The 20,751-nt window shown below is 69.4% G+C and carries 19 protein-coding genes; 10 read left to right on the plus strand and 9 right to left on the minus strand.

All coding sequences use genetic code 11. The features are described from left to right. Positions 1-47: 47 nt before the first annotated feature. The gene (locus tag ACLF6J_RS15180) at positions 48-2,579 is read right to left on the minus strand and encodes an ATP-dependent Clp protease ATP-binding subunit (protein ID WP_047520266.1); all 2,532 of its coding nucleotides are present in this window, start codon (positions 2,577-2,579) and stop codon (positions 48-50) included. A gap of 176 nt (positions 2,580-2,755) precedes the next feature. Here ACLF6J_RS15180 and ACLF6J_RS15185 point away from each other — a divergent pair, with 176 nt between their 5' ends. The 6 genes from ACLF6J_RS15185 (at position 2,756) to ACLF6J_RS15210 (ending at position 6,549) form a co-directional block, all read left to right on the plus strand. Then, entirely contained in the window at positions 2,756-3,379 is a 624-nt protein-coding gene (locus ACLF6J_RS15185) for a hypothetical protein (protein ID WP_134352261.1), read from the plus strand. Next, positions 3,379-4,017, plus strand: coding sequence for a hypothetical protein (locus ACLF6J_RS15190; protein ID WP_134352262.1), 639 nt, complete (start codon positions 3,379-3,381; stop codon positions 4,015-4,017). The genes ACLF6J_RS15185 and ACLF6J_RS15190 overlap by 1 nt, the downstream gene beginning before the upstream one ends. Next, positions 4,014-4,250 carry a helix-turn-helix domain-containing protein gene (locus tag ACLF6J_RS15195; RefSeq protein WP_134352263.1) on the plus strand — a complete coding sequence of 79 codons (237 nt, stop codon included), beginning with the start codon at positions 4,014-4,016 and terminating at the stop codon, positions 4,248-4,250. The genes ACLF6J_RS15190 and ACLF6J_RS15195 overlap by 4 nt, the downstream gene beginning before the upstream one ends. A gap of 39 nt (positions 4,251-4,289) precedes the next feature. Beyond that, the gene (locus ACLF6J_RS15200; RefSeq protein ID WP_134352264.1) at positions 4,290-4,535 is read left to right on the plus strand and encodes a CopG family transcriptional regulator; all 246 of its coding nucleotides are present in this window, start codon (positions 4,290-4,292) and stop codon (positions 4,533-4,535) included. Continuing rightward, complete coding sequence (locus ACLF6J_RS15205) at positions 4,532-4,984, plus strand: TA system VapC family ribonuclease toxin (RefSeq protein WP_134352265.1); 453 nt, start codon at positions 4,532-4,534, stop codon at positions 4,982-4,984. Before ACLF6J_RS15200 ends, ACLF6J_RS15205 begins: the two co-directional genes overlap by 4 nt. A 125-nt stretch (positions 4,985-5,109) precedes the next feature. After that, the gene (locus tag ACLF6J_RS15210) at positions 5,110-6,549 is read left to right on the plus strand and encodes a dicarboxylate/amino acid:cation symporter (protein WP_208526480.1); all 1,440 of its coding nucleotides are present in this window, start codon (positions 5,110-5,112) and stop codon (positions 6,547-6,549) included. Between the two features lie 66 nt (positions 6,550-6,615). Here the strand turns inward: ACLF6J_RS15210 and ACLF6J_RS15215 are convergent, their stop codons facing one another. Continuing rightward, positions 6,616-8,346, minus strand: a complete 1,731-nt coding sequence (locus ACLF6J_RS15215; protein ID WP_134352266.1) for a cation:proton antiporter — start codon at positions 8,344-8,346, stop codon at positions 6,616-6,618. A gap of 54 nt (positions 8,347-8,400) precedes the next feature. On the opposite strand from ACLF6J_RS15215, the gene ACLF6J_RS15220 reads away from it, so the two are divergent. The 3 genes from ACLF6J_RS15220 to ACLF6J_RS15230 all read left to right on the plus strand — a co-directional run bounded on the left by ACLF6J_RS15220 (position 8,401) and on the right by ACLF6J_RS15230 (position 10,933). After that, positions 8,401-9,438: an LLM class flavin-dependent oxidoreductase gene (locus tag ACLF6J_RS15220; protein WP_134352267.1), complete on the plus strand. Its 1,038-nt coding sequence runs from the start codon at positions 8,401-8,403 to the stop codon at positions 9,436-9,438. A 214-nt stretch (positions 9,439-9,652) separates the two neighbouring features. After that, a complete protein-coding gene (locus ACLF6J_RS15225; protein ID WP_134352268.1) occupies positions 9,653-10,573 on the plus strand; it encodes an endonuclease domain-containing protein in 921 nt (306 codons plus the stop codon). A 150-nt stretch (positions 10,574-10,723) separates the two neighbouring features. After that, positions 10,724-10,933, plus strand: a complete 210-nt coding sequence (locus ACLF6J_RS15230) for a hypothetical protein (RefSeq protein WP_047520283.1) — start codon at positions 10,724-10,726, stop codon at positions 10,931-10,933. A gap of 101 nt (positions 10,934-11,034) precedes the next feature. On the opposite strand, the gene pheA is transcribed toward ACLF6J_RS15230, so the two are convergent. Further along, on the minus strand, positions 11,035-12,018 hold the full coding sequence (pheA, locus tag ACLF6J_RS15235) for a prephenate dehydratase (RefSeq protein WP_134352269.1): 984 nt from the start codon (positions 12,016-12,018) through the stop codon (positions 11,035-11,037). A gap of 45 nt (positions 12,019-12,063) precedes the next feature. Between pheA and pgm the strand changes: the two genes are divergently transcribed. Next, positions 12,064-13,707, plus strand: a complete 1,644-nt coding sequence (gene pgm / locus ACLF6J_RS15240) for a phosphoglucomutase (alpha-D-glucose-1,6-bisphosphate-dependent) (protein WP_134352270.1) — start codon at positions 12,064-12,066, stop codon at positions 13,705-13,707. Positions 13,708-13,724: 17 nt separating this feature from the next. Here pgm and ACLF6J_RS15245 read toward each other — a convergent pair whose 3' ends face one another. From ACLF6J_RS15245 to ACLF6J_RS15270, 6 genes are all read right to left on the minus strand, one after another. After that, a complete protein-coding gene (locus ACLF6J_RS15245; protein ID WP_134352271.1) occupies positions 13,725-14,834 on the minus strand; it encodes a glycerate kinase in 1,110 nt (369 codons plus the stop codon). Further along, complete coding sequence (locus tag ACLF6J_RS15250) at positions 14,831-15,901, minus strand: LacI family DNA-binding transcriptional regulator (protein WP_081996904.1); 1,071 nt, start codon at positions 15,899-15,901, stop codon at positions 14,831-14,833. Before ACLF6J_RS15250 ends, ACLF6J_RS15245 begins: the two co-directional genes overlap by 4 nt. 186 nt (positions 15,902-16,087) lie before the next feature. Then, entirely contained in the window at positions 16,088-16,966 is an 879-nt protein-coding gene (locus ACLF6J_RS15255; RefSeq protein WP_134352272.1) for a sugar phosphate isomerase/epimerase family protein, read from the minus strand. Continuing rightward, the gene (locus tag ACLF6J_RS15260; protein ID WP_134352273.1) at positions 16,963-18,144 is read right to left on the minus strand and encodes a dihydrodipicolinate synthase family protein; all 1,182 of its coding nucleotides are present in this window, start codon (positions 18,142-18,144) and stop codon (positions 16,963-16,965) included. The genes ACLF6J_RS15255 and ACLF6J_RS15260 overlap by 4 nt, the downstream gene beginning before the upstream one ends. A gap of 8 nt (positions 18,145-18,152) precedes the next feature. Beyond that, on the minus strand, positions 18,153-19,316 hold the full coding sequence (locus ACLF6J_RS15265) for a Gfo/Idh/MocA family protein (protein WP_134352274.1): 1,164 nt from the start codon (positions 19,314-19,316) through the stop codon (positions 18,153-18,155). A 337-nt stretch (positions 19,317-19,653) separates the two neighbouring features. Further along, on the minus strand, positions 19,654-20,610 hold the full coding sequence (locus tag ACLF6J_RS15270; protein WP_134353895.1) for a LacI family DNA-binding transcriptional regulator: 957 nt from the start codon (positions 20,608-20,610) through the stop codon (positions 19,654-19,656). Between the last annotated feature and the right edge of the window lie 141 nt (positions 20,611-20,751).

Raw genomic sequence — 20,751 nt, forward strand, 5'->3', positions numbered from 1 at the left:
AAGGGGCGGATGCCGCAGCATCCGCCCCTTCTGTGGTTCTGTCTGACTTACTCGCCGCTGGCGACCGCCAGGTCGGGAGTGCCGGCGATCGCACCGCCACCGGTGTTGACGCCGACCGCGACCTTCTCGCCGCGCGGGCCGTGCTCGAACAGGAACTGCCCGTCCTTCGCATCGACCTTCACGTGGTCACCCGAGTTGAGCTCGCCGTGGAGGATCTTCTCGGACAGACGGTCCTCGACCTCGTGCTGCATCGCGCGACGCAGCGGTCGGGCGCCGAGCGCCGGGTCGAAGCCGATCTCGATCAGACGCTCCTTGGCGGCCTGCGACAGCTCGATCGTCATGTCGCGGTCCAGCAGACGCTCGCCGAGGCGCTTGGTGAACAGATCCACGATCTGCACCAGCTCCTCCTTCGAGAGCTGCGGGAACACGATGATGTCGTCGACACGGTTCAGGAACTCGGGCTTGAAGTGCCGCTTGAGCTCTTCGTTCACCTTGCCCTTCATCCGGTCGTAGCTGGTCGAGTCGTTGCCCTCGATCTGGAAGCCGACGGGGCCGCCTGCGATGTCACGGGCACCGAGGTTGGTGGTCATGATGATGACCGTGTTCTTGAAGTCCACGATCCGACCCTGACCGTCGGTGAGCCGACCCTCTTCGAGGATCTGCAGCAGCGAGTTGAAGATGTCGGGGTGGGCCTTCTCGATCTCATCGAAGAGCACCACGCTGAACGGCTTGCGCCGCACCTTCTCGGTGAGCTGGCCGCCCTCTTCGAATCCGACGAACCCGGGAGGGGCGCCGAACAGACGCGAGACGGTGTGCTTCTCGCCGAACTCGCTCATGTCGAGGGAGATCAGCGCGGCCTCGTCGTCGAACAGGAACTCGGCGAGGGCCTTGGCGAGCTCGGTCTTTCCGACACCCGTGGGGCCGGCGAAGATGAACGAGCCCGAAGGACGCTTCGGGTCCTTGAGACCGGCACGCTGACGGCGGATCGTCTTGGAGAGAGCGGCGATCGCCTCCTCCTGACCGATGACGCGCTGGTGCAGGGCCTTCTCCATGAAGACGAGTCGGCTGGACTCCTCTTCCGTGAGCTTGAAGACGGGGATGCCGGTGGCCTGAGCGAGCACCTCGGCGATCAGACCCTCGTCGACGACCGCGGAGGTCGCGACGTCGCCGGCACGCCACTGCTTCTCGAGGCGGAGACGCTCGGCGAGGAGGCTCTTCTCCTCATCGCGCAGGGAGGCGGCCTTCTCGAAGTCCTGCTCCTCGGACGCGATCTCCTTCTGCTCGCGCACGGCGGCGATCTTCTCGTCGAACTCCCGCAGCTCGGGCGGGCTCGACAGGATCGACAGACGCAGGCGTGCGCCGGCCTCGTCGATCAGGTCGATGGCCTTGTCCGGAAGGAAGCGGTCGGAGACGTAGCGGTCGGCGAGGTTCGCCGCGGCCACGATGGCGCCATCGGTGATCTGCACCTTGTGGTGCGCCTCGTAGCGGTCGCGCAGCCCCTTGAGGATGTTGATCGCGTGCGGCAGCGTCGGCTCGTTGACCTGCACCGGCTGGAAGCGACGCTCGAGCGCGGCATCCTTCTCGAAGTGCTTGCGGTACTCGTCGAGCGTCGTGGCACCGATCGTCTGCAGCTCGCCACGGGCGAGGAGCGGCTTCAGGATGCTGGCCGCGTCGATCGCCCCTTCGGCGGCACCCGCACCGACGAGGGTGTGGATCTCGTCGATGAAGACGATGATGTCGCCACGCGTGCGGATCTCCTTGGTGACCTTCTTCAGGCGCTCCTCGAAGTCACCGCGGTAGCGGGAACCGGCGATGAGCGAGCCGAGGTCGAGCGAGTAGAGCTGCTTGTCCTTCAGCGTCTCGGGCACATCGCCCTTGACGATCGCCTGGGCCAGGCCCTCGACGACGGCGGTCTTGCCGACGCCGGGCTCACCGATCAGGACGGGGTTGTTCTTGGAGCGCCGGGAGAGGATCTGCATGACCCGCTCCGCCTCCTTCTCGCGCCCGATGACCGGGTCGAGCTTGTTGTCGCGTGCGGCCTGCGTGAGGTTGCGTCCGAACTGGTCGAGCACGGCGGAGCCGCCCTGGGCACCGGCCGGCGAGTCGTTCGTCTGCGCGCCGACGGAGGCCGGCTCGCGCCCGGGGGCACCGGAGAGCAGCTGGATGACCTGCTGGCGGACCTTGTTGAGGTCGGCACCGAGCTTGACGAGCACCTGAGCGGCGACGCCCTCGCCCTCGCGGATGAGGCCGAGCAGGATGTGCTCCGTGCCGATGTAGTTGTGGCCGAGCTGCAGGGCCTCGCGGAGGCTGAGCTCGAGCACCTTCTTGGCACGAGGGGTGAACGGGATGTGCCCGGTCGGCTGCTGCTGACCCTGGCCGATGATGTCCTGCACCTGCTCGCGCACGGCGTCGAGGGAGATGCCGAGGCTCTCGAGGGCCTTGGCGGCGACGCCTTCACCCTCGTGGATGAGGCCGAGCAGGATGTGCTCGGTCCCGATGTAGTTGTGGTTGAGCATCTTCGCCTCTTCTTGGGCGAGGACGACCACTCGACGGGCTCGGTCCGTGAATCTCTCGAACATGCTGTGACTCCTTATTCGCACGGGGCGAAGACGCGTGAAGCGCTTGTACATCGAGAGTAACCACCACATCGGGCGCGTATGCCCGTGTTCGCCGTGGGCATACCGGGGGTTGACCGAGTTATCGACAGTCGTTATGTTAACGAATGTCGATAACAACCAACGTCAAGGAGACAGCGATGCTCACCAGACAAGGACGCCCCTCACTCGCCGACGGGATCGCCCTCGGACTCATCGCCACCGGCGCCGTGAGCGTCGGGATCGGCGCGATCTTCGCGGTCGCCTCCGCCGCGTTCGAGATGTTCGGCGCGGCGCCTGCGGTGCTCATGCCGGTCCACGACGTCGACCTGACCGCACTCGATGACGTCTCCGGTGTGAGCGCGGCAACGGTCGACTCCGCCCTCGTCACGTTCTCGACGATGACCACCGGCGCCCGCTGGATGCTGCTCCTCGAGGTCGCACTCCCGGCACTCGCCACGATGGCACTGTGCGCGGGCGTCTGGTGGCTTGGGGTGTCCCTCATCCGCTCGCGACCTTTCCGTGCGTCGCTCGGGTGGATCTTCGGCCTCGCCGCCTGCCTGATGCTCGCCGGAGCGCTCCTCGGGCAGCTGGCCGGCGGGATCGGGCGGGCGATGGTCGTCCAAGACCTGGCCGCCGCGGATCCCGGCGTCGAGGACGTGCTGTGGACCCTGCTGGTGCAGTTCGACCTCGCCCCGGTCGGCTGGGCGTTCGCCCTCGCCCTCATCGCCGGTGTCTTCGAGATCGGTCGGCGCCTCGAACGTGACACGGAAGGACTCGTCTGATGCTCAGCACCGCCACCCCCACCCGCTCCGAAACGGCAGATGCCATCACCGTGATCGTCTACGCCGCCGCGGCGCTCATCACGGTTGTCATCGCCACGGTGCTCCGCATCGGCAGCACTTTCCGCGACTCCGGAATCGCGTGGTCGATCCCGATCGACGAGCAGCCGATCTCCGCGACGACCGACTCCGGCGCCCTCTCCATCGAGGGCATCGCGCAGGATGCGATGGTCTTCGCGACCGATGTGAACGTGGTGTCGGTCACCGCCATCATCGCCGCCATCGCTCTGTGGACTCTCGCAGCTGTCCTGATCATCGCGCCAGTGACGCTGGTCGCCTGGAACTTCCTCCGCGGACGCTTCTTCGTTCGCGGAAACGCACGTGCCTTCGACGTGATCGGCTGGACACTCGTCGCCGCCCCCATCCTGATCGTCATGCTCGAGACGATGGGACGCAACGGCGTGACCACCGCGCTCGGCATCGGTGACGGAGAGCCCGTGCATCCGATCGAGTTCTGGACCATCGCGCCGATCTTCGCCACCGGGGTGACCGTCGGCCTGATCGCCGTCGCGTTCCGCCGCGGCATCCGTCTCCAACAGGAGAAGGCGGCGCTCCAGAAGGAGACGGAGGGACTGGTGTGAGCCCGGCGGAGAGCGACGACGAGTTCACCGGCATCCACTGCCGGCTCGACGAGCTGCTCGCCGACCGAGGCATGACCCTCACGGAGCTCAGCGCCACGGTCGGGGTGAGCATCGTGAACCTGTCGGTGCTCAAGAACGACCGCGCCCGCGCCATCCGCTACTCGACCCTGCGGGCGATCTGCGAAGCGCTCGACTGCGAGGTCGGCGACCTGCTGGTGCTCACCTCGCGCTGACCCGAGCAGATGTCTGCGCACACGCGTATGCTCATCTGTATGCGCACCACGTTGAATCTCTCCGAGGCACTCGCGACCGAAGCCAAGGCACGCGCAGCCGCAGAGGGCCTGACCTTCACGAGCTTCATCGAAGAGGCCCTCCGCGAGCACCTGGCGAAGCGTCCATCCCCTGCGCCCAGCGAGCCCCTGCCGACCTTCGGCGACCCGCGCACATCACGCTTCCTCGTCAACATCGACGACCGTGACGCTCTGTGGGACGCACTGGAAGAGACCTCGATCCGATGATCGTTCCCGACGTCAACATCCTCGTCTACGCATTCCGCGCCGACTCCGCAGAGCATCAGACCTACGCACCCTGGCTCAACCAGACCCTGACCCGCGAAGCGATCGGCGTCTCCGACACGATCCTCAGCGGATTCGTCCGCATCGTCACCCACCCCCGGATCACCACCGTGCCCGCACCGATCGACGCCGCGATGGCCTTCGCCCACAGCCTCGTCGCCGCTCCGCGCACCCACTGGCTCACGGCCGGCGCACCGTCCTGGAACCGGCTCGAAACTCTCACCGCGGTCGACCAGGGCATCCGCGGAAACCTCGTCCCCGACGCGTATATCGCCGCGTTGACTCTGGCGAACGGTGCACGCCTCGCCACGCGTGACCGCGGATTCGGCCGGTTCCCCGACCTCAGGTGGTTCGATCCGGCGACGGACGCGCGTGCCGACGGTCCCCGCTGAGCCGACGATCATCGGAAGGAACCGCGTCATCCTTCGTCATATCCACCCAGGGAATTCCCAGGGAGTCCTAGCGTTGAGCCTCATGGCGCGCACCCGGCGCACCGCGATCCTGGAGTCCCCACCCCATGAGCACCACCGCACGCGCGCAGAAGGCGCCTGACACCCGCGGACCGGTCCGGAAGCTGCTGACGTCGTTCGGCTTCCAGATCCTCGCCGCCCTCGTCCTCGGCATCGCCGCCGGTCTGATCGGCCGCCAATTCGGCGCCACCGCCGAGAACCCGACCGGCCTGTCCGCGACCCTCGACACGATCGGCAGCTCGTACGTCACGCTGCTGCGTGCCGCCGTCGTCCCGCTGATCTTCACGGCGATCGTCGCCAGCATCTCGAACCTGCGCCGGGTGCAGAACGCTGCCCGCCTGGCCGGTCAGACGATCCTCTGGTTCGCGATCACCGCCTTCATCGCCGTCATCATCGGTATCGTCCTCGGCCTCGTGATCCAGCCCGGCAACCGCGCCGGTGACGGCCTCGAGCCCGGCGACCCGTACACGGTCGGCACCTGGTGGAACTTCCTCCTCGGTCTGATCCCGCAGAACTTCCTCGGCCTCACCGTCAGCACCTCGCCCGGCGCTGTCGAGGGCACCTTCTCGTCGAACGTCGGCTTCAACATCCTGCAGGTCATCGTGGTGGCGGCCGTCGTCGGCATCGCCGCTCTCAAGGCCGGCAAGAAGGCCGAGCCGTTCCTCATCTTCACCGAGTCGCTGCTGAAGGTCATCCAGCGCGTGCTGTGGTGGATCATCCGCATCGCCCCGATCGGCACCTTCGGCCTCATCGGCTCGGCCGTGATCAAGTACGGCTGGGAGAAGCTGGCCTCCCTCGGCTGGTTCGCGGCTGCGGTCTACATCGGCCTCGCGCTGGTGCTCTTCGTCGTCTACCCGGTCCTGGTGCGTACGCACGGCCTGTCGATCAAGCAGTACTTCTCCGGTGTCTGGCCGGCCGTGCAGCTCGCCTTCGTCAGCCGCTCGTCGATCGGCACGCTGCCCCTCACCGAGCGCGTCACCGAGCGCAACCTCGGCGTCCCCCGCTCGTACGCGTCGTTCGCCGTCCCGCTCGGTGCGACCACCAAGATGGACGGCTGCGCGGCGATCTACCCCGCCATCGCCGCGATCTTCGTCGCCCAGTTCTTCGGCATCGAGCTGAACTTCGTGCAGTACCTGCTGATCGTGATCGTCTCGGTCGTCGGCTCCGCAGCCACCGCCGGCACCACGGGCGCCGTCGTGATGCTCACCCTGACACTGTCGACTCTCGGCCTGCCGCTCGAGGGCGTCGGACTCCTGCTCGCGATCGACCCGATCCTCGACATGGGCCGCACCGCGGTCAACGTGGCCGGCCAGGCACTGATCCCGACGATCGTCGCCAAGCGCGAAGGCATCCTGAACGAGGAGCTCTACAACGCTCCGCGCGAAGGCCTCCCCTTCGCCGACGACTCCGGAGACGACTCCGGAGACGACGAGGGCGCCCCGGAAGCGGACACCTCCTCCGACAAGGAGCCGGTCGGCGCCCGCTGACCGCGGTTCCGCCTCACGCAGAGCGCCCCGCCCCCCTCCGGGACGGGGCGCTCCGTCGTCCGGCACTCAGGCGCGGCTCTGCGGACGCGTGGCACCCCGGGTGTCGAGCGCGAGCTCCTCGGCATCCATCGCGGCGATCAGCTCGCGCATGACCTCCTCGTCGAGGTTGCCCGCATCCCGCTCGGCGAGCAGGATCTCGCGCCGCACCTGCAGCCAGCCCTTCGTCAGGGCGACGAGGTCCTCGTGCGAGGGCCGACTCGCGGAATCCTCCACCTTCTGCACCTCGTCCGTGTCCTTCTCGACCCGGGTCATCCGCTTGGTGAACGCGTCGAAGATCCCGAGGTCGACCTCGCCGTACTTCGCCTCCCATTCGACACGCTTCGTCGCGAGGTAGGCCTTGCCGGCCTCGCGACTCTTCTCCCGGACGGCGGCGAGCGCCTCCCGGTCCTCTTCCTCGTCGACGTCGCTCGCGATTCCGAGACCGCGGATCAGCAGCGGGAGGGTGAGCCCCTGGATCAGCAGCGTGCCGACGGTCACGATGAAGGCGACGACGACGATGGCATGCGACGCCTCGGTGTCGAGGGTCGCGAGGTCGGCGGCGGCGACCGCGATCGCGAGGGTCACCACACCGCGCATCCCCGCCCAGGAGATGACGGCACTGTCCTTCCAGCTGAGCTGCAGCCCTGCCATCCGCTCGCGCACGATATGGCTGCGCAACTCGTCGGTGGAGTAGTCCCCCCAGCGACGGGACTTCTTGTGTCGTTTCTCGAACTGCTCGGTCTCGACGCCGCGATCCCAGCGTTCGAGCCGTCGGCGATCCTGGAAGTTCGCCCATGCGCTGGTCGGATAGATGTAGAGCGGTCGCACGATCAGCACCACGAGCAACACCGCTCCCGACAGGAGCAGGATCCGCCCGACCGACTCGCTGCTCAGGTCGTTGAGCACACGCGGGAACTGCAGACCGATGTAGGCGAATACGAAGCTCTCCAGCAGCAGGTCGGCCGAGAGCCACAGCGGCTTCTCCTGCTGCCGCGTGGTGTAGTCGGTGCGCGGCGAGTTGTAGCCGACGTAGAGCCCCATCGCGACGACCGCGAGCACCCCGGATCCGAGCAGGTGCTCGGCGATCGCGTAGGCACCGAACGGGGCGAGGAGCCCGAACGTGCCGATCACCACCGGGTCGCTGATGCGGGTGCGCAGCTGGTGCAGGACGACTCCGAACACCAGACCGATGCCGACGCCGACGCCGACCGCCAGGAGGAACTGCCAGATGCCGTCCCAGACCGTCAGCGTCGCACCGGCGAGGATGGCCGCGAACACCCGGTAGAGCGTGAGGGAGGTCGCGTCGTTGATCAGGCTCTCGCCGGAGAGCACGGTCATGATGCGCCGGGGCAGTCCGAGGCGACGGCCGATCGCCGCGGCCGACACCGCATCCGGCGGAGCCACGATCGCACCGAGCAGCAGCGCGCCGGGAAGGGTGAGCGAGGGCAGGAGCCACCACGCCACGAACCCCACGGCGACGGCGGTGAGCAGCACGAGCCAGATCCCGAGCCGACGGATCTGCGGCAGGCTGCGCCGGAAGCCGACGAACGACACGTCGAGCGCGGCTGAGTACAGCAGTGGCGGCAGCACCAGGCTGAGCAGCAGGTGTCCGTCGATGTCCAGCTCGGGCACGAACGGCAGGAACGACGCGGCGAGCGCCACGACGGTCACGAGCAGCGGTGCCGGCCATCCTCTCCAACGCGCGAACGCGGCCACGGCGACGGACCCGACGAGGACGTAGAAGATGCCTGCTTCCATACGGCAACGCTACCGGGGGGAATGACGCCACCCCGCGAGACGTTGCAGGAGAGGATGTCCGCTACAGCTCTCTCCGTCCTCGATCTCGTCCCGGTGCGCACCGGCCAGACGAGCGCCGAGGCCATCGCCTCCTCCCTGTCCCTCGCCGAGACCGCCGACCGCCTCGGCTACCGCCGCTACTGGTTCGCCGAGCACCACAACATGCCGGCGGTCGCGTCCACCACACCCCCGGTGCTGATCGCCGCTGCGGCGACGCGCACGACGCGCCTGCGACTCGGATCCGGTGGTGTGATGCTGCCCAACCACGCGCCCCTCATCGTGGCCGAGCAGTTCGCGGCGCTCGAGGCCATCGCCCCGGGACGCATCGACCTCGGCCTCGGTCGCGCCCCCGGCAGCGACCCCGTGATCACGCAATTGCTCCGCGGCTCCGGCACCACGAGTGACGTCGAGCAGTTCCCCCGTCACGTCCAGGACATCGCCGCGCTCCTCTCGGGCGACGGCGCCACCGTGCGGTTCACCTCGGGCGGCGAGTACACCGTGCGCGCGACCCCGGCGGCGACCGGGTCCCCCGAGGTGTGGCTGCTCGGATCGAGCGACTACTCCGCCCAGCTCGCGGCTTCCCACGGACTCCCCTACGTCTTCGCGAACCACTTCTCGGGACAGGGCCTCGAGCGCGCGCTCGACCTGTACCGCACGGGCTACCGTCCGAGCGAGGAGCGCCCGGAGCCCCAGACCTTCCTCACGGTGAACGCGGTCGCCGCGCCCACCTCGGAGGAAGCGGAAGCTCGTGCGCTCCCGCAACTGCGGATGATGGCACGGCTGCGGCTGAACCAGCCCCTGGGAGCGCTCGAGACCGTCGAGGAGGCACTCGCCGCGGAGACAGACGCCACCACGGATGAGGTCGTCCAAGCCGCCCGCTCCCGCTGGTTCGTCGGCACCGGAGAGAGCGTGGCCGCAGAGGTCCGCGGCTTCGCCGAGCGCCACGGTGTCGACGAGGTCATGCTGTCCCCGGTCGCCGGTGCGTACGAGTCCGAGCCGAAGGACTCCCCCCTCGGCCGAGCCCAGTCCCTGGAACTCATCGCCGCCGCCTGACCCGTCCCCCGCTCCCCCCGTCCCCCCCGTCCCCCCCCGTCCCCCCCCCCGCTCGGTTGCGGGATCAAAAACGCGCCTTCCCGGGCACCCGGAGGCGCGTTTTTGATCCCGCAGCCGGAGCGGGCGCTCTCCACAGGCGACAGTTGTCCACAGATGCCGGAGCGCAAGGCTGGAGGGCGGGACGGAGCGGAAGCTCGCGAGCGACCATGGGCGGATGCGACACCGGATCCCCCTCCCCGCCGAGCTCGGCGCGCACTTCTCCGTCCGCGATGCCGAAGCGTCCGGAGTCGGGCGCAAGCGGCACTCCGCGCGCGATCTCATCCGGCCGTATGCAGGTGTCCGCGCTGCGGAGGCGCCCGCCAGCTTCGTCGAGCACGTGGAGTGCTACGTGCCGCGGTTGCGACCGGGCCAGCGTTTCGCCGGACGGACGGCGCTGCGGCTCTGGGGAATCCCCTTCCCGGTTCGCTGGACGACGGCCGAACCCTTGGACATCGCAGTGGACACGGGCCACTCTCCCCCACGCACCGGCGGCATCCGCGGTCGTCGCATCGCGTCGGGGCGAGCACACTCCTGGGAGATCGGAAGGGTACCGGTGGTCGACCCCGTGGCTGCGCTCTTCCTCTGCGCCGCGGAGCTGACCCGTGTGCCGATGACCGTCGCCCTGGAGGCCCTGATCACCGCGGCCGACAACTACCCCGGCCTCCACGAGGGCAGACCTTCGGTGGACGTCGAGAGGATCGAACAGCGCCTCCACGAGTGGGGGCGCTTCCCCGGGTGCGGGCGCATCCGCAGGGCTCTCCCCCGAGTGCGCGGAGGAGTCGAGTCACCGAAGGAGACCGAGACCAGGATGCTGCTGGTCGACGCAGGGCTTCCCGAGCCGGAGATCCAGCACGTCGTCCGGGCCGCCGGACGGGCGATCGCCCGCGTCGACCTCGCCTATCCGCAGTGGCGCATCGCGATCGAGTACGAAGGAGACGGACACCGCACGAGCCGCGAGCAGTGGCGCACCGACATCCGTCGACAGCGCGACCTCGAAGCCGCCGGGTGGATCGTGATCCGCGTCACCGAGCTCGACTTGCGGGACGACGGCGCCGCCCTCGTCTCCCTCATCCGCCGGGCGATCTCCTCGCGCTGACACCCGCGTCCTCCCGTGCGGGATCAGCAACGCTCCTCGACCGGCCAGCGGAGGTGCGTTATCGATCCCGCAACCGCGCCGCGGATCCCGTCAAGGGGTGTCGACAACACACAGATCGGCGTACCCTGACGGCAGAAAGGGGGTCCGAGGATGAGCACCACCAAGACGCTCGCACTCTGGGTCGCTTACGGACGCAACGGAGTGGTCGGCAGCATCCGGCACGACGACGACGGATACCACGTCACGATGGCGGAAGCGGATGCCGAAGCCAGCACCTATCCCAGCCTCGCTTCCGCGAAGGGCGCCCTGCACGCGCGCATGGCTCCCGGCAGCGACTGGCCACGCTTCCAGGAGCATTGATCCCGAGTCCCGCTCGTGCGGGATGAAAAACGCGCCTCCGTGACGTCCCGGAGGCGCGTTTTCGATCCCGCAACAGCCTCACTGGTGCGGGGGTGCGGGGGTCAGACCTCGGGCTCGCCGGAGAGGATGCCGCGCAGCCAGTCGCGCGCCTCGACGAACACGTCGTCCGAGTAGCGGTCGGGGTACTGCACGATCTGGCGATCCGCACGCGGGTAGGAGCCGAGGAACACCACGCGCGGGCTGAAGCGCCGGATGCCGAGCAGCGCGTCGGCCATGCGCTCGTGCTCGATGTGTCCGTCCGCGTCGATCACGAACCGGTAGCGACCGAGTTCGTCGCCGATCGGCCGCGACTCGATGAGCGAGAGGTTGATCCCGCGGGTCGAGAACTGCTCCAGCATCTCGAGGAGCGAACCGGGGTGATCGTGCGGGAGCTCCACGATCAGGGAGGTCTTGTCGGCGCCGGTGGGCTCGGGGGAACGGGTCGTCCGGGTGACCAGCACGAAGCGGGTCACGGCCTGCGCGTTGTCGCCGATGCCCTCCGCGAGCACGTCGACGTCGTAGTGGCTCACGATACCCGGGGCCGCGATCGCCGCCTGCGCGGCGAGGGTGCCGTCGAGGACGCCGATCGCCGACGCCACGTTGCTCGAGGCCGGCACGTGCGAGTGCGAGGGCAGGTGCTCACCGAGCCAGCCATGACACTGCGCGTAGGCGACGGGGTGCGCCGCGATCACCTCGACGTGGTCGAGCGTCGTGCCACGCGGGGCGACGAGCACGAAGTTCACCCGCACCAGGTACTCACCGATGATGCGCAGGCCCGGCAGGGTCGCCAGCGCATCCTGCGTGGTGGAGACACCGCCCTCGATGGAGTTCTCGATCGCGATCATGGCGGCATCGCTGCGGCCCTCGAGCACGTCGGCCAGCGCCTCACCCACGTTGTGCACGGGGCGCCAGGTCTGGCCGCGAGCCTCCGCCACCTGATCGAGCGCCGCCTCCGTGAAGGTTCCGGCTGGGCCGAGATAGCTGTAGGTGCGGCGTTCAGTCACGGGTTTCACCTTAGCCCTCGCCGCGACGACGGAGATACGCATGACTTCTCGGGTGCGATCCCGCCCATCAGGGGGCAGACTGAGAGGATGACCAGCCGTGCCGGCCTCCCTGCGGAGGAAAGTGACCTGATCGACGTCGACGAACTGATCGCCGCCTACTACGACCGCACACCGAACCCCGAGGTCGCGGCCGAGCGCGTCGTCTTCGGGACCAGCGGGCATCGCGGTTCCTCCCTGTCGAACAGCTTCAACGAGAATCACATCCTCGCCACGACGCAGGCGATCGTGGACTACCGCGCAGCCCAGGGCATCACGGGTCCACTGTTCCTCGGTCGGGACACGCACGCGCTCTCCCTGCCCGCCGAGCGCAGCGCCATCGAGGTGCTGCTCGCGAACGGTGTGGACGTGCGGGTCGATGCCCGCGACTCGTGGGTGCCGACCCCCGCGCTCAGCCACGCGATCCTGACCTACAACCGCGGACGCGCAGCCGACGACCCCGGTCGTGCGGACGGCATCGTCGTGACCCCGTCGCACAACCCACCCCGCGACGGCGGCTTCAAGTACAACCCGCCGCACGGAGGACCCGCCGACACCGACGCCACCGGATGGATCGCCGACCGCGCGAACGCCCTGATCGCCGCGGGGCTCGAGGGAGTGAAGCTCGAGCGCTTCGCCGACATCGACTGGGATGCCCTCACCGGCTACGACTTCCGCGAGGAGTATGTGCGGGATCTGCCGTCCATCATCGACCTCGACGCGATCCGCACGGCCGGGGTGCGCATCGGCGCCGACCCTCTGGGCGGAGCGTCCGTGGAGTACTGGGCGCTCATCGCCGAGATGCACGACCTCGACCTGGACGTGGTGAACCCCGAGGTCGACCCGACCTGGCGCTTCATGACCTTGGACTGGGACGAGAAGATCCGGATGGATCCGTCGTCACCGTCGGCCATGGCGTCGCTGGTCGCGAAGAAGGGCGACTACGACGTACTGACGGGGAACGACGCGGATGCCGACCGGCACGGCATCGTCACCCCGGACGCCGGGCTGATGAACCCGAACCATTACCTGGCCGTCGCGATCGACTACCTGTTCTCGCATCGGCAGGACTGGCCCCGCGATGCCGCGATCGGGAAGACGCTCGTGTCGTCGATGATCATCGACCGCGTCGCCGAATCGCTCGGTCGCCGCCTGCTGGAAGTCCCGGTCGGGTTCAAGTGGTTCGTCCCCGGACTCCTCGACGGCTCGGTCGCGTTCGGCGGCGAGGAGTCGGCCGGAGCGTCCTTCCTCCGCAAGGACGGCTCCGTGTGGTCGACCGACAAGGACGGCATCCTGCTGTGCCTGCTGGCCGCCGAGATCATCGCCGTCACGGGCAAGACGCCCTCGGAGCGGTACGCCGAGCTGGAGGAGGCCTTCGGCGCCTCGGCATACCAGCGGGTCGACGCCCCCGCGACACCGGAGCAGAAGGCGACGCTCGGAAAGCTCGCCCCCGAGTCGGTGACGGCCACCACCCTCGCCGGCGAGGAGGTCACGGCGAAGCTCTCACACGCGCCCGGCAACGGTGCGGCGATCGGAGGTCTCAAGGTGCAGACGGAGCACGCCTGGTTCGCGGCGCGCCCGTCCGGCACGGAAGACGTCTACAAGCTCTACGCCGAGAGCCTGCGCGGCCCCGAGCACCTCGCGGAGGTCCAGGCGGAGGCACGCGCTGTCGTGTCGGCCGCACTCGGCGACTGACCCACGCGGGCGACGTCTCAGGCTGCGGCGGAACGGGCCAGCACGGCGCCGGCCTCGCGCAGCCAGCGCGCCGGTTCGGCGAGGGCCGCGTCGGACGAGCCGGCCAGCTCGGTGAGTGAGGCGGATGCCGCGAACAGCGCGGTATCCGCATCCTCGGTGATGCGACCGGCCGCGACCATCGCGCGTGTCCCGGCCTCAGCGGCGAGACCCGCGAGGTAGGAGGGCACCTTGCCGTCGCCGGACTGCCCGTCGTAGGACCCCTCCCCGGTGATGACCACATCGGCATCGGCGATCGCCTCGGCCAACCCGATGAGTTCCGCGACCTCGGATGCGCCGGGAGCGAGGACTCCGCCCCACACCACCAGGGCGGCACCGGTCCCTCCGGCCGCGCCGTTCCCCGCGCCGTCCGGATCGACGCCGAGCAGTGCAGCGAGCCGGCGCAGCCCGTCGTCGACGAGGACGATGTCGTCGGGGGTGCGCAGTCCCTTCTGCGGGCCGAACACCGCGGCGGCCCCGCGCGGACCGACGAGCGGGTTCGTCACGTCGGTGAGCACGCGCACCTCCGGAGCCGGGCGCAGTCCGGACAGGTCGACCGCGGCGACGTCTCCGAGTCCCCGTGCACCCGGAGCGACAGGAGCGCCCGCGGCATCGAGGAACCGCGCCCCCAGTGCCGACAGCATGCCGGTGCCGCCGTCGGTCGATGCGCTCGAGCCGATCCCGACGACGAGGCGCGAGACCCCGTGATCGAGTGCGGCGGCCATGGCCTGCCCGAACCCGGCGGTGTCCGCGTCCCAGGGGCGCAGCTCCGTCAGCAACTCGATGCCCGATGTCGAGCCGAGGTCGACGACAGCCGTCCCCGCGGGAGCATCCTCGGTCGGGGGAAGCAGCAGCCAGGAGGTATCGATCCGGTGCCCCGCAGGCCCGTCGACCGTGACCGGCATCCGCACGGCCCCCGGGACCGCGGCCTCGAACGCCGACACGGTGCCCTCGCCGCCGTCCGCCATGGGCCGGTGCACGAACTCCGCCGCGGGGTCGACGGACGCCCATCCTGCGGCGAGCGCCACCGCGGCATCGGCTGCCGTGATCGTGCCTTTGAAGCTGTCCGGGGCCAGCACGACCCGGGTCACCGCGGGACTCCCGGGGTGCTCGCGCGCACGACCACGTCGAGCGGCAGCGGCGCCTGCTCCCAGTCCGCATCCACCGTCGCACGGAAGGCCTGGTAGCCGACCTCGCTCAGCGGCACACGCACCGTCGTCAATGCCGGGGAGACGTCGCTGCTCGCGGGCACGTCGTCGAAGCCGCAGACCGCGATGTCGGCGCCGATCTCCCGACCGGCGTCGCGGATCGCGGACATCGCGCCGATCGCGACGACATCGGTGATCGCGAAGACCAGGGTGCCGGTGGGCACACCATCGGCGAGCGCCGCGGCCATACTCTCCGCGCCTGATTCACGGAGGAAGCCGCCACGCAGCGTGCGCACGACAGCTCCTCCTGAAGCCTCGAACCCGGCGCGGAACCCGGCCAGACGATCATCCGAGGTCCACACGCCCTCGGCAGCACCGAGCGCGATCGCCGAGCGATACCCCCGCTCGGCCATCCGTCGACCCAGCGCCTCGGCTCCGGAGCGGTTGTCGATCTCGATACTCCGCTCCACGCCGGAGCCCGGCCCGAAGGCGACCACCCTGCCACCCAGACGCGAGAACTCGGCGAGGTCGTGGGCGACATCGGCCTCGATCGGGTCCTGCGTGCCGGAGGCGGCGAGGATCAGGCCCCGCGGCCGCTGACCCCGCAGAGCTCGGACGATGCGCGCCTTCCGGGCCGGGTCACGGTCGGTGATGGCGACCGTGACGACGAGCCCGTGCTCGTCGGCACCGCGCGCCACCCCCGAGGCGATCAGACCGAAGTAGGGGTCGGCGATGTCGGCGACGAGCAGGGCGATGACGGGCGAGGTGCCACGGGCGGTCGCCTGGGCGGAGACGTTCGCGGTGTAGCCCAGTTCCGCGGCCGCCGCTTCGACACGCTCACGGAACGACTCGGCGACCTTGCGCTCCGATCCGTTGAGCACACGGGAGGCGGTCGCAAGCGATACACCGGCCTCGCGAGCCACGTCGTGCAGGGTGGGTGCGGGTCCCCGCGTGTGACGCTGGGCCCTGGTCGGCGCCGGCCGCTCCGCCGACGATGCGGGCTCTGTCATGCCCCAGATCCTACTTCCCCGCCCGGTACCGCGCCGACCTCGGGGGTCACGGGTGGCCCGCCGACGCACCGACGCCCCATGCACGGATGTCGGGCCGATGCATGGATGTCGGACGGAAAGCCGCCCGTGCGCCCTGCATCCGTGCGCGCTCCCGACAGGTGGTACGCCGAACCTCCGGATCGGACCTCATGCGAGGTGCGGAGAGACGGCAGCCGCAAATGTCTCCGCCGTGCGGCGCACGACGCTCTCCGGGGCATCCGCCCAGATCTCGGCGTTGAAGATCTCGACCTCGATGTCGCGGTCGTACCCGGTCGCGACGACCGCGCGGGTGAGTGAGCCGAAGTCGATCACCCCGTCTCCTGTGTAGTGCCGGGAGAGCAGCACGTCGGCGGCGAGGGGCGTCTTCCAGTCGCACACCTGATAGGTCGCGATCCGGTTCTCCCTGCCCGCCCGCGCGATCTGTTCGAGCACCTGCGGATCCCACCAGATGTGGAACGTGTCGACGGCGGCCCCGACCACCTCGGGCGCGAAGTCAGCGGCGATGTCGAGTGCGTGCCCGAGCGTCGAGATGACGGCGCGATCCGACGCGTACATCGGATGCAGCGGCTCGATCGCGAGCGTCACCCCCGCCGCCTCCGCCTCGGGAGCGAGGCCACCGATCGCATCGCGCACCCGCTCCCGCGCTCCGATCAGGTCGCGTGATCCCGCAGGCAATCCGCCCGCGACGAGCACGAGCACGGCGGTCGAGCCTTCCGCACCGGCCGCGGCCAGCGTTGCGGTCTCCTCGATCGCCCTGCGGTTGTCATCCAACGCCGTTTCCCGGTCCGCACCGGCCGGCAGGGTGAAGAAGCCGCCCCGGCAGTGGGTCGAGAAGCGCAGGCCCGAGTCGGACAGCATCCGCGCGGCGACGTCGAGGCCGACCGCATGCACGGGCTCCCGCCAGAGGCCGATCGATCGCACCCCCGCGTCGGCCGTGACCCGCAGCGCGGTGGCGAGATCGGCATGCTTGATCGTCGCCTGGTTGATCGACAGGCGCGGGTCGGGGGTCTGCGAAGAAGGGCTCATGCGTCCACTCCGTTCACGCGCAGCATGCGGTGCCACCGTTCCTGCGCGAGGTCGGGCTGCTCCAGCGCGAGCGAGGTGTTCGCAAGCTCGACGATGCGACTCAGATGCGGCAGGCTACGCGCGGAATGCAGGCCACCGACCATCTGGAACGCGGGCTGATGCCCGTTCAGCCAGGCGAGGAAGGCCACGCCCGTCTTGTAATAGAACGTGGGGGCGGCGAAGATCTGCCGGCTGAGCGCTTCGGTCGGGCCCAGGATGCGCAGATACTCCTCCTGGTCACCGGCGTCCAGAGCCTGGATCGCCGCCGAAGCCACCGGGGTGATCGCCGCGAACGCGCCGAGGAGGGCGTCGGAGTGCATGTCGTCGCCCGGCGTCATCCCTTCCGCTGTGCCCCCGATCAGACGGACGTAGTTGAAGTCGTCGCCCGTGAACATCCGCACGCCTTCGGGAAGCCGTGCGCGCACCGAGATCTCGGACTCCGCGTTCAACAGACTCATCTTCACTCCCGCGATCTTCCCCGGGTTCTCGGCGATGATCTGCAGCAGCACCTCGGACGCCTCCTGCCAGCCGTCTGCCCCGAAGTAGCCGGCGAGCTCAGGGTCGAAGGCGGTTCCGAGCCAATGCAGCACGACGGGGGTCGTCGCCCGGGACAGCACCTCGCGGTACACACGACGGTAGTCCGCGGCATCCGTCGCCGCGCGGGCGAGGTGCCGGGATGCCATCAGCACAGGACCGGCCCCGTGCTCCTCGGCGAAGTGCAGCTGTTCGGTGTAGGCCGTGATCACCTGGTCGAGGGAGATCCTCGACTCGGCGATGTGGTCGGTGTTGACGCCGACCACCACCGAGCCGCCTTCCTCGCGGGCGACTTCTGCACTGCGAGCGATCAGTTCCCGCGTGGCCGCGGCGTCCAAGCCCATGTTGCGCTGCGCGGTGTCCATCGCATCGGCGACGCCGAGCCCCCAGGAGAACACGTTGCGGCGGAACGCGAGCGTGGCGTCCCAGTCGATGTCGGCGGGCTGCCCGGGGGTGTTGTCGGCGTGCACCTTGGGCACGACGTGTGCGGCGGCGTATGCGACGCGGCTCCGCAGCGGTGCGGTCGGACGCGTGCAGGCACCGACATCGTTGAGAGCGACGTCGGTGGTCGCGCCTGTCGGGTGCAGGAGTCGGAGCGTGGCCATCGTGCGCCTCAATCCAGGGTCAACGACTCGAGGGCGATCTTGCGGCCCTCGGCGCTGGAGGTCAGACCGGCCTCGGCGAACTGCACTCCACGGGCGCCCGCGAGCAGGTCGAACGGGTAGTCGGTGCCCTCGACGTACGACACCAGATACTCCTCCCACTGCTGGCGGAAGCCGTTGAGGAAAACATCGTTGGTCGGCACCTGTTGCCAGTCCGCGTCGTAGTCGCGGGTGTCTTCGAGATCAGGGTTCCACACCGGCTTGGGGGTGGCGTTGCGGGGCTGGATCTTCGCGCCGAACAGCCCGACCACCGCGGATCCGTGGGTGCCGTCGACCTGGAACTCGACGAGCTCGTCCCGGTTCACGCGCACGGTCCAGGAGGAGTTGATCTCGGCGATCACGCCGCCCTCGATCTCGAAGATGCCGTAGGCCGCGTCCTCGGCCGTCGCCGTGTAGTACTCGCCCTGCTCGTCCCAGCGGTCGCCGATGTGCACGGCCGCCTGCGCGTAGACGCTCTTGACCTCGCCGAAGAGATTCTCCAGCACGTAGTTCCAGTGCGGGAACATGTCGGTGATGATGCCGCCACCGTCTTCCGTGCGGTAGTTCCAGCTCGGGCGCTGCGCGGGCTGCCAGTCGCCCTCGAAGACCCAGTACCCGAACTCGCCGCGCACCGAGAGGATGCGACCGAAGAAGCCCGAGTCGATCAGACGCTTGAGCTTCTGCAGGCCCGGCAGGTAGAGCTTGTCATGCACGACCCCGGTCTTCACGCCGGCTTCCTTCGCGAGGCGCGCGAGTTCGAGTGCTTCCTCAAGCGACTCGGCGGTGGGCTTCTCGGTGTAGATCGCCTTGCCCGCGGCGATGGCCTTGCGGATCGCGGAGGCGCGCGCCTTGGTCACCAGGAAGTCCGCGTAGATCTCCCACCGGGGGTCAGCGAGCGCGGCGTCGAGGTCGGTCGTCCAGTCCTCGATGCCGTGCTTCGCGGCGAGCTCGGCGAGCTTGGACTCGTTGCGGCCGACGAGGATCGGCTTCACGGTGATGCGGGAGCCGTCGGACAACTCAATGCCGCCCTGATCGCGGATCGCGAGGATCGAGCGCACGAGGTGCTGCCGATAGCCCATGCGCCCCGAGACGCCGTTCATGATGATCCCGATCTCGCGGGTGTTCGCCTGTGCCATGGTGTTCCGTTTCTGTCTCGGGCGGCTGGTCGTGGTTCCGATCCGAAGGACCGGAAAGCGCTTTCCGAGATCATGTCATGAGCTTCCGCCCGAGTGCAACCACGCAATCCGACCCGGCGGCCCCGCGCCCCGCTCCGGTTCGGCAGCCCCGCGCCTCGATCCGGGATCCCGGCCCTGCCTCACCACTTCCGTCGACGCCCCCCGTGCGCGCCGAGACCCCCTCGCGCGCACGACATCAGGAGGGGGCGTCGACGACAGGAGGGGGTCTCGACACAGGAGGAGGTGTCGGGAGGAGCGGGAGGGGCGGGGAGGAAGGGGAGGAGGGAGCAGGGACGCGTCAGCGCGAGGATGTGCTGGCGCGCTCGACGAGCTCCGTCGGGACGATGACCGACACCGCATCTCCCGCAGCACCCTCGATCGCCGCGACGAGCGACGACACGGCCCGGTGTGCGAGAGCCGCGAAGTCCTGGCGGATCGTGGTCAGCGGAGGACGGTAGTTCGCCGCCTCCGGCACATCGTCGAATCCGATGACCCCGACGTCGTCCGGCACGCGTCGCCCCGCTTCGGCGAGCGCGCGCAGCAGGCCGAGCGCCATCTGATCGTTGGCGCAGAAGACGGCGGACGCCGCCCGCAACTCCCCGCCCGCTGCATACCCCGAGTCCGCACTCCAGTCGCCGCGGACCACCGGGGGCGGGCGGACTCCGGCGATCACGAGGGTCTCGCGCCATCCGCGCTCACGCTCGATTGCGGCGAAGGAGTCGGCTGGTCCCGCGAGGTGGTGCACCGTGTCGTGGCCGAGAGCGAGCAGTCGGGCCGTGGCAGCGGAGGCACCACCGGCATGATCGCTGTGCACGGACGCGAACCCGGCTTCGGTCGGGGCGTCCACCACGACCAGGCGCAGTCCGGCGGGCGGCTGTGCACCGGGGACGAGCGCCGAGGCCTCGTTCAGCACGATCGCACCGTCGACCTCCTGCTCGGCGAGTCGATCGAAGGCCTCGGCGACATCGGCGGCAGCGGTCACGAGCGTGAGGGCGTACCCGCGTTCGGCCGCGGCTTCGGCGGTGGCCTGCAGCATCCGTGAGTTGCCGACCGTGGCGAGGGTGGTGACGACGAGCCCGATGGTCTGCGAACGGCCGGTGCGCAACGCCCGAGCGGCGCGGTGGGGTCGATAGCCGAGTTCCGCCATCGCACGCTCGACCCGGGTACGGGTGTCGGGGTCGACCCGCGGGCTGCCGTTGACGACGCGCGAGACAGTCTGTCCCGAGACCCCGGCGCGGACGGCGACCATGGCCATCGACACGCGCCCCGTGGAGGGGCGCCGCCGATCGGCCCTGAGGCCCTCGACCTCGCCGCGCTCGCTCACCCTGTCTCTCCGTCCACCGGTTCACAACTCCGTCATGTTGACGTTATCACGGCCCTGCGCGTACCATGTTTA

It is taken from the genome of Microbacterium sp. IO18 (assembly GCF_049099505.1).
GTDB classification, from domain to species: domain Bacteria; phylum Actinomycetota; class Actinomycetes; order Actinomycetales; family Microbacteriaceae; genus Microbacterium; species Microbacterium aurugineum.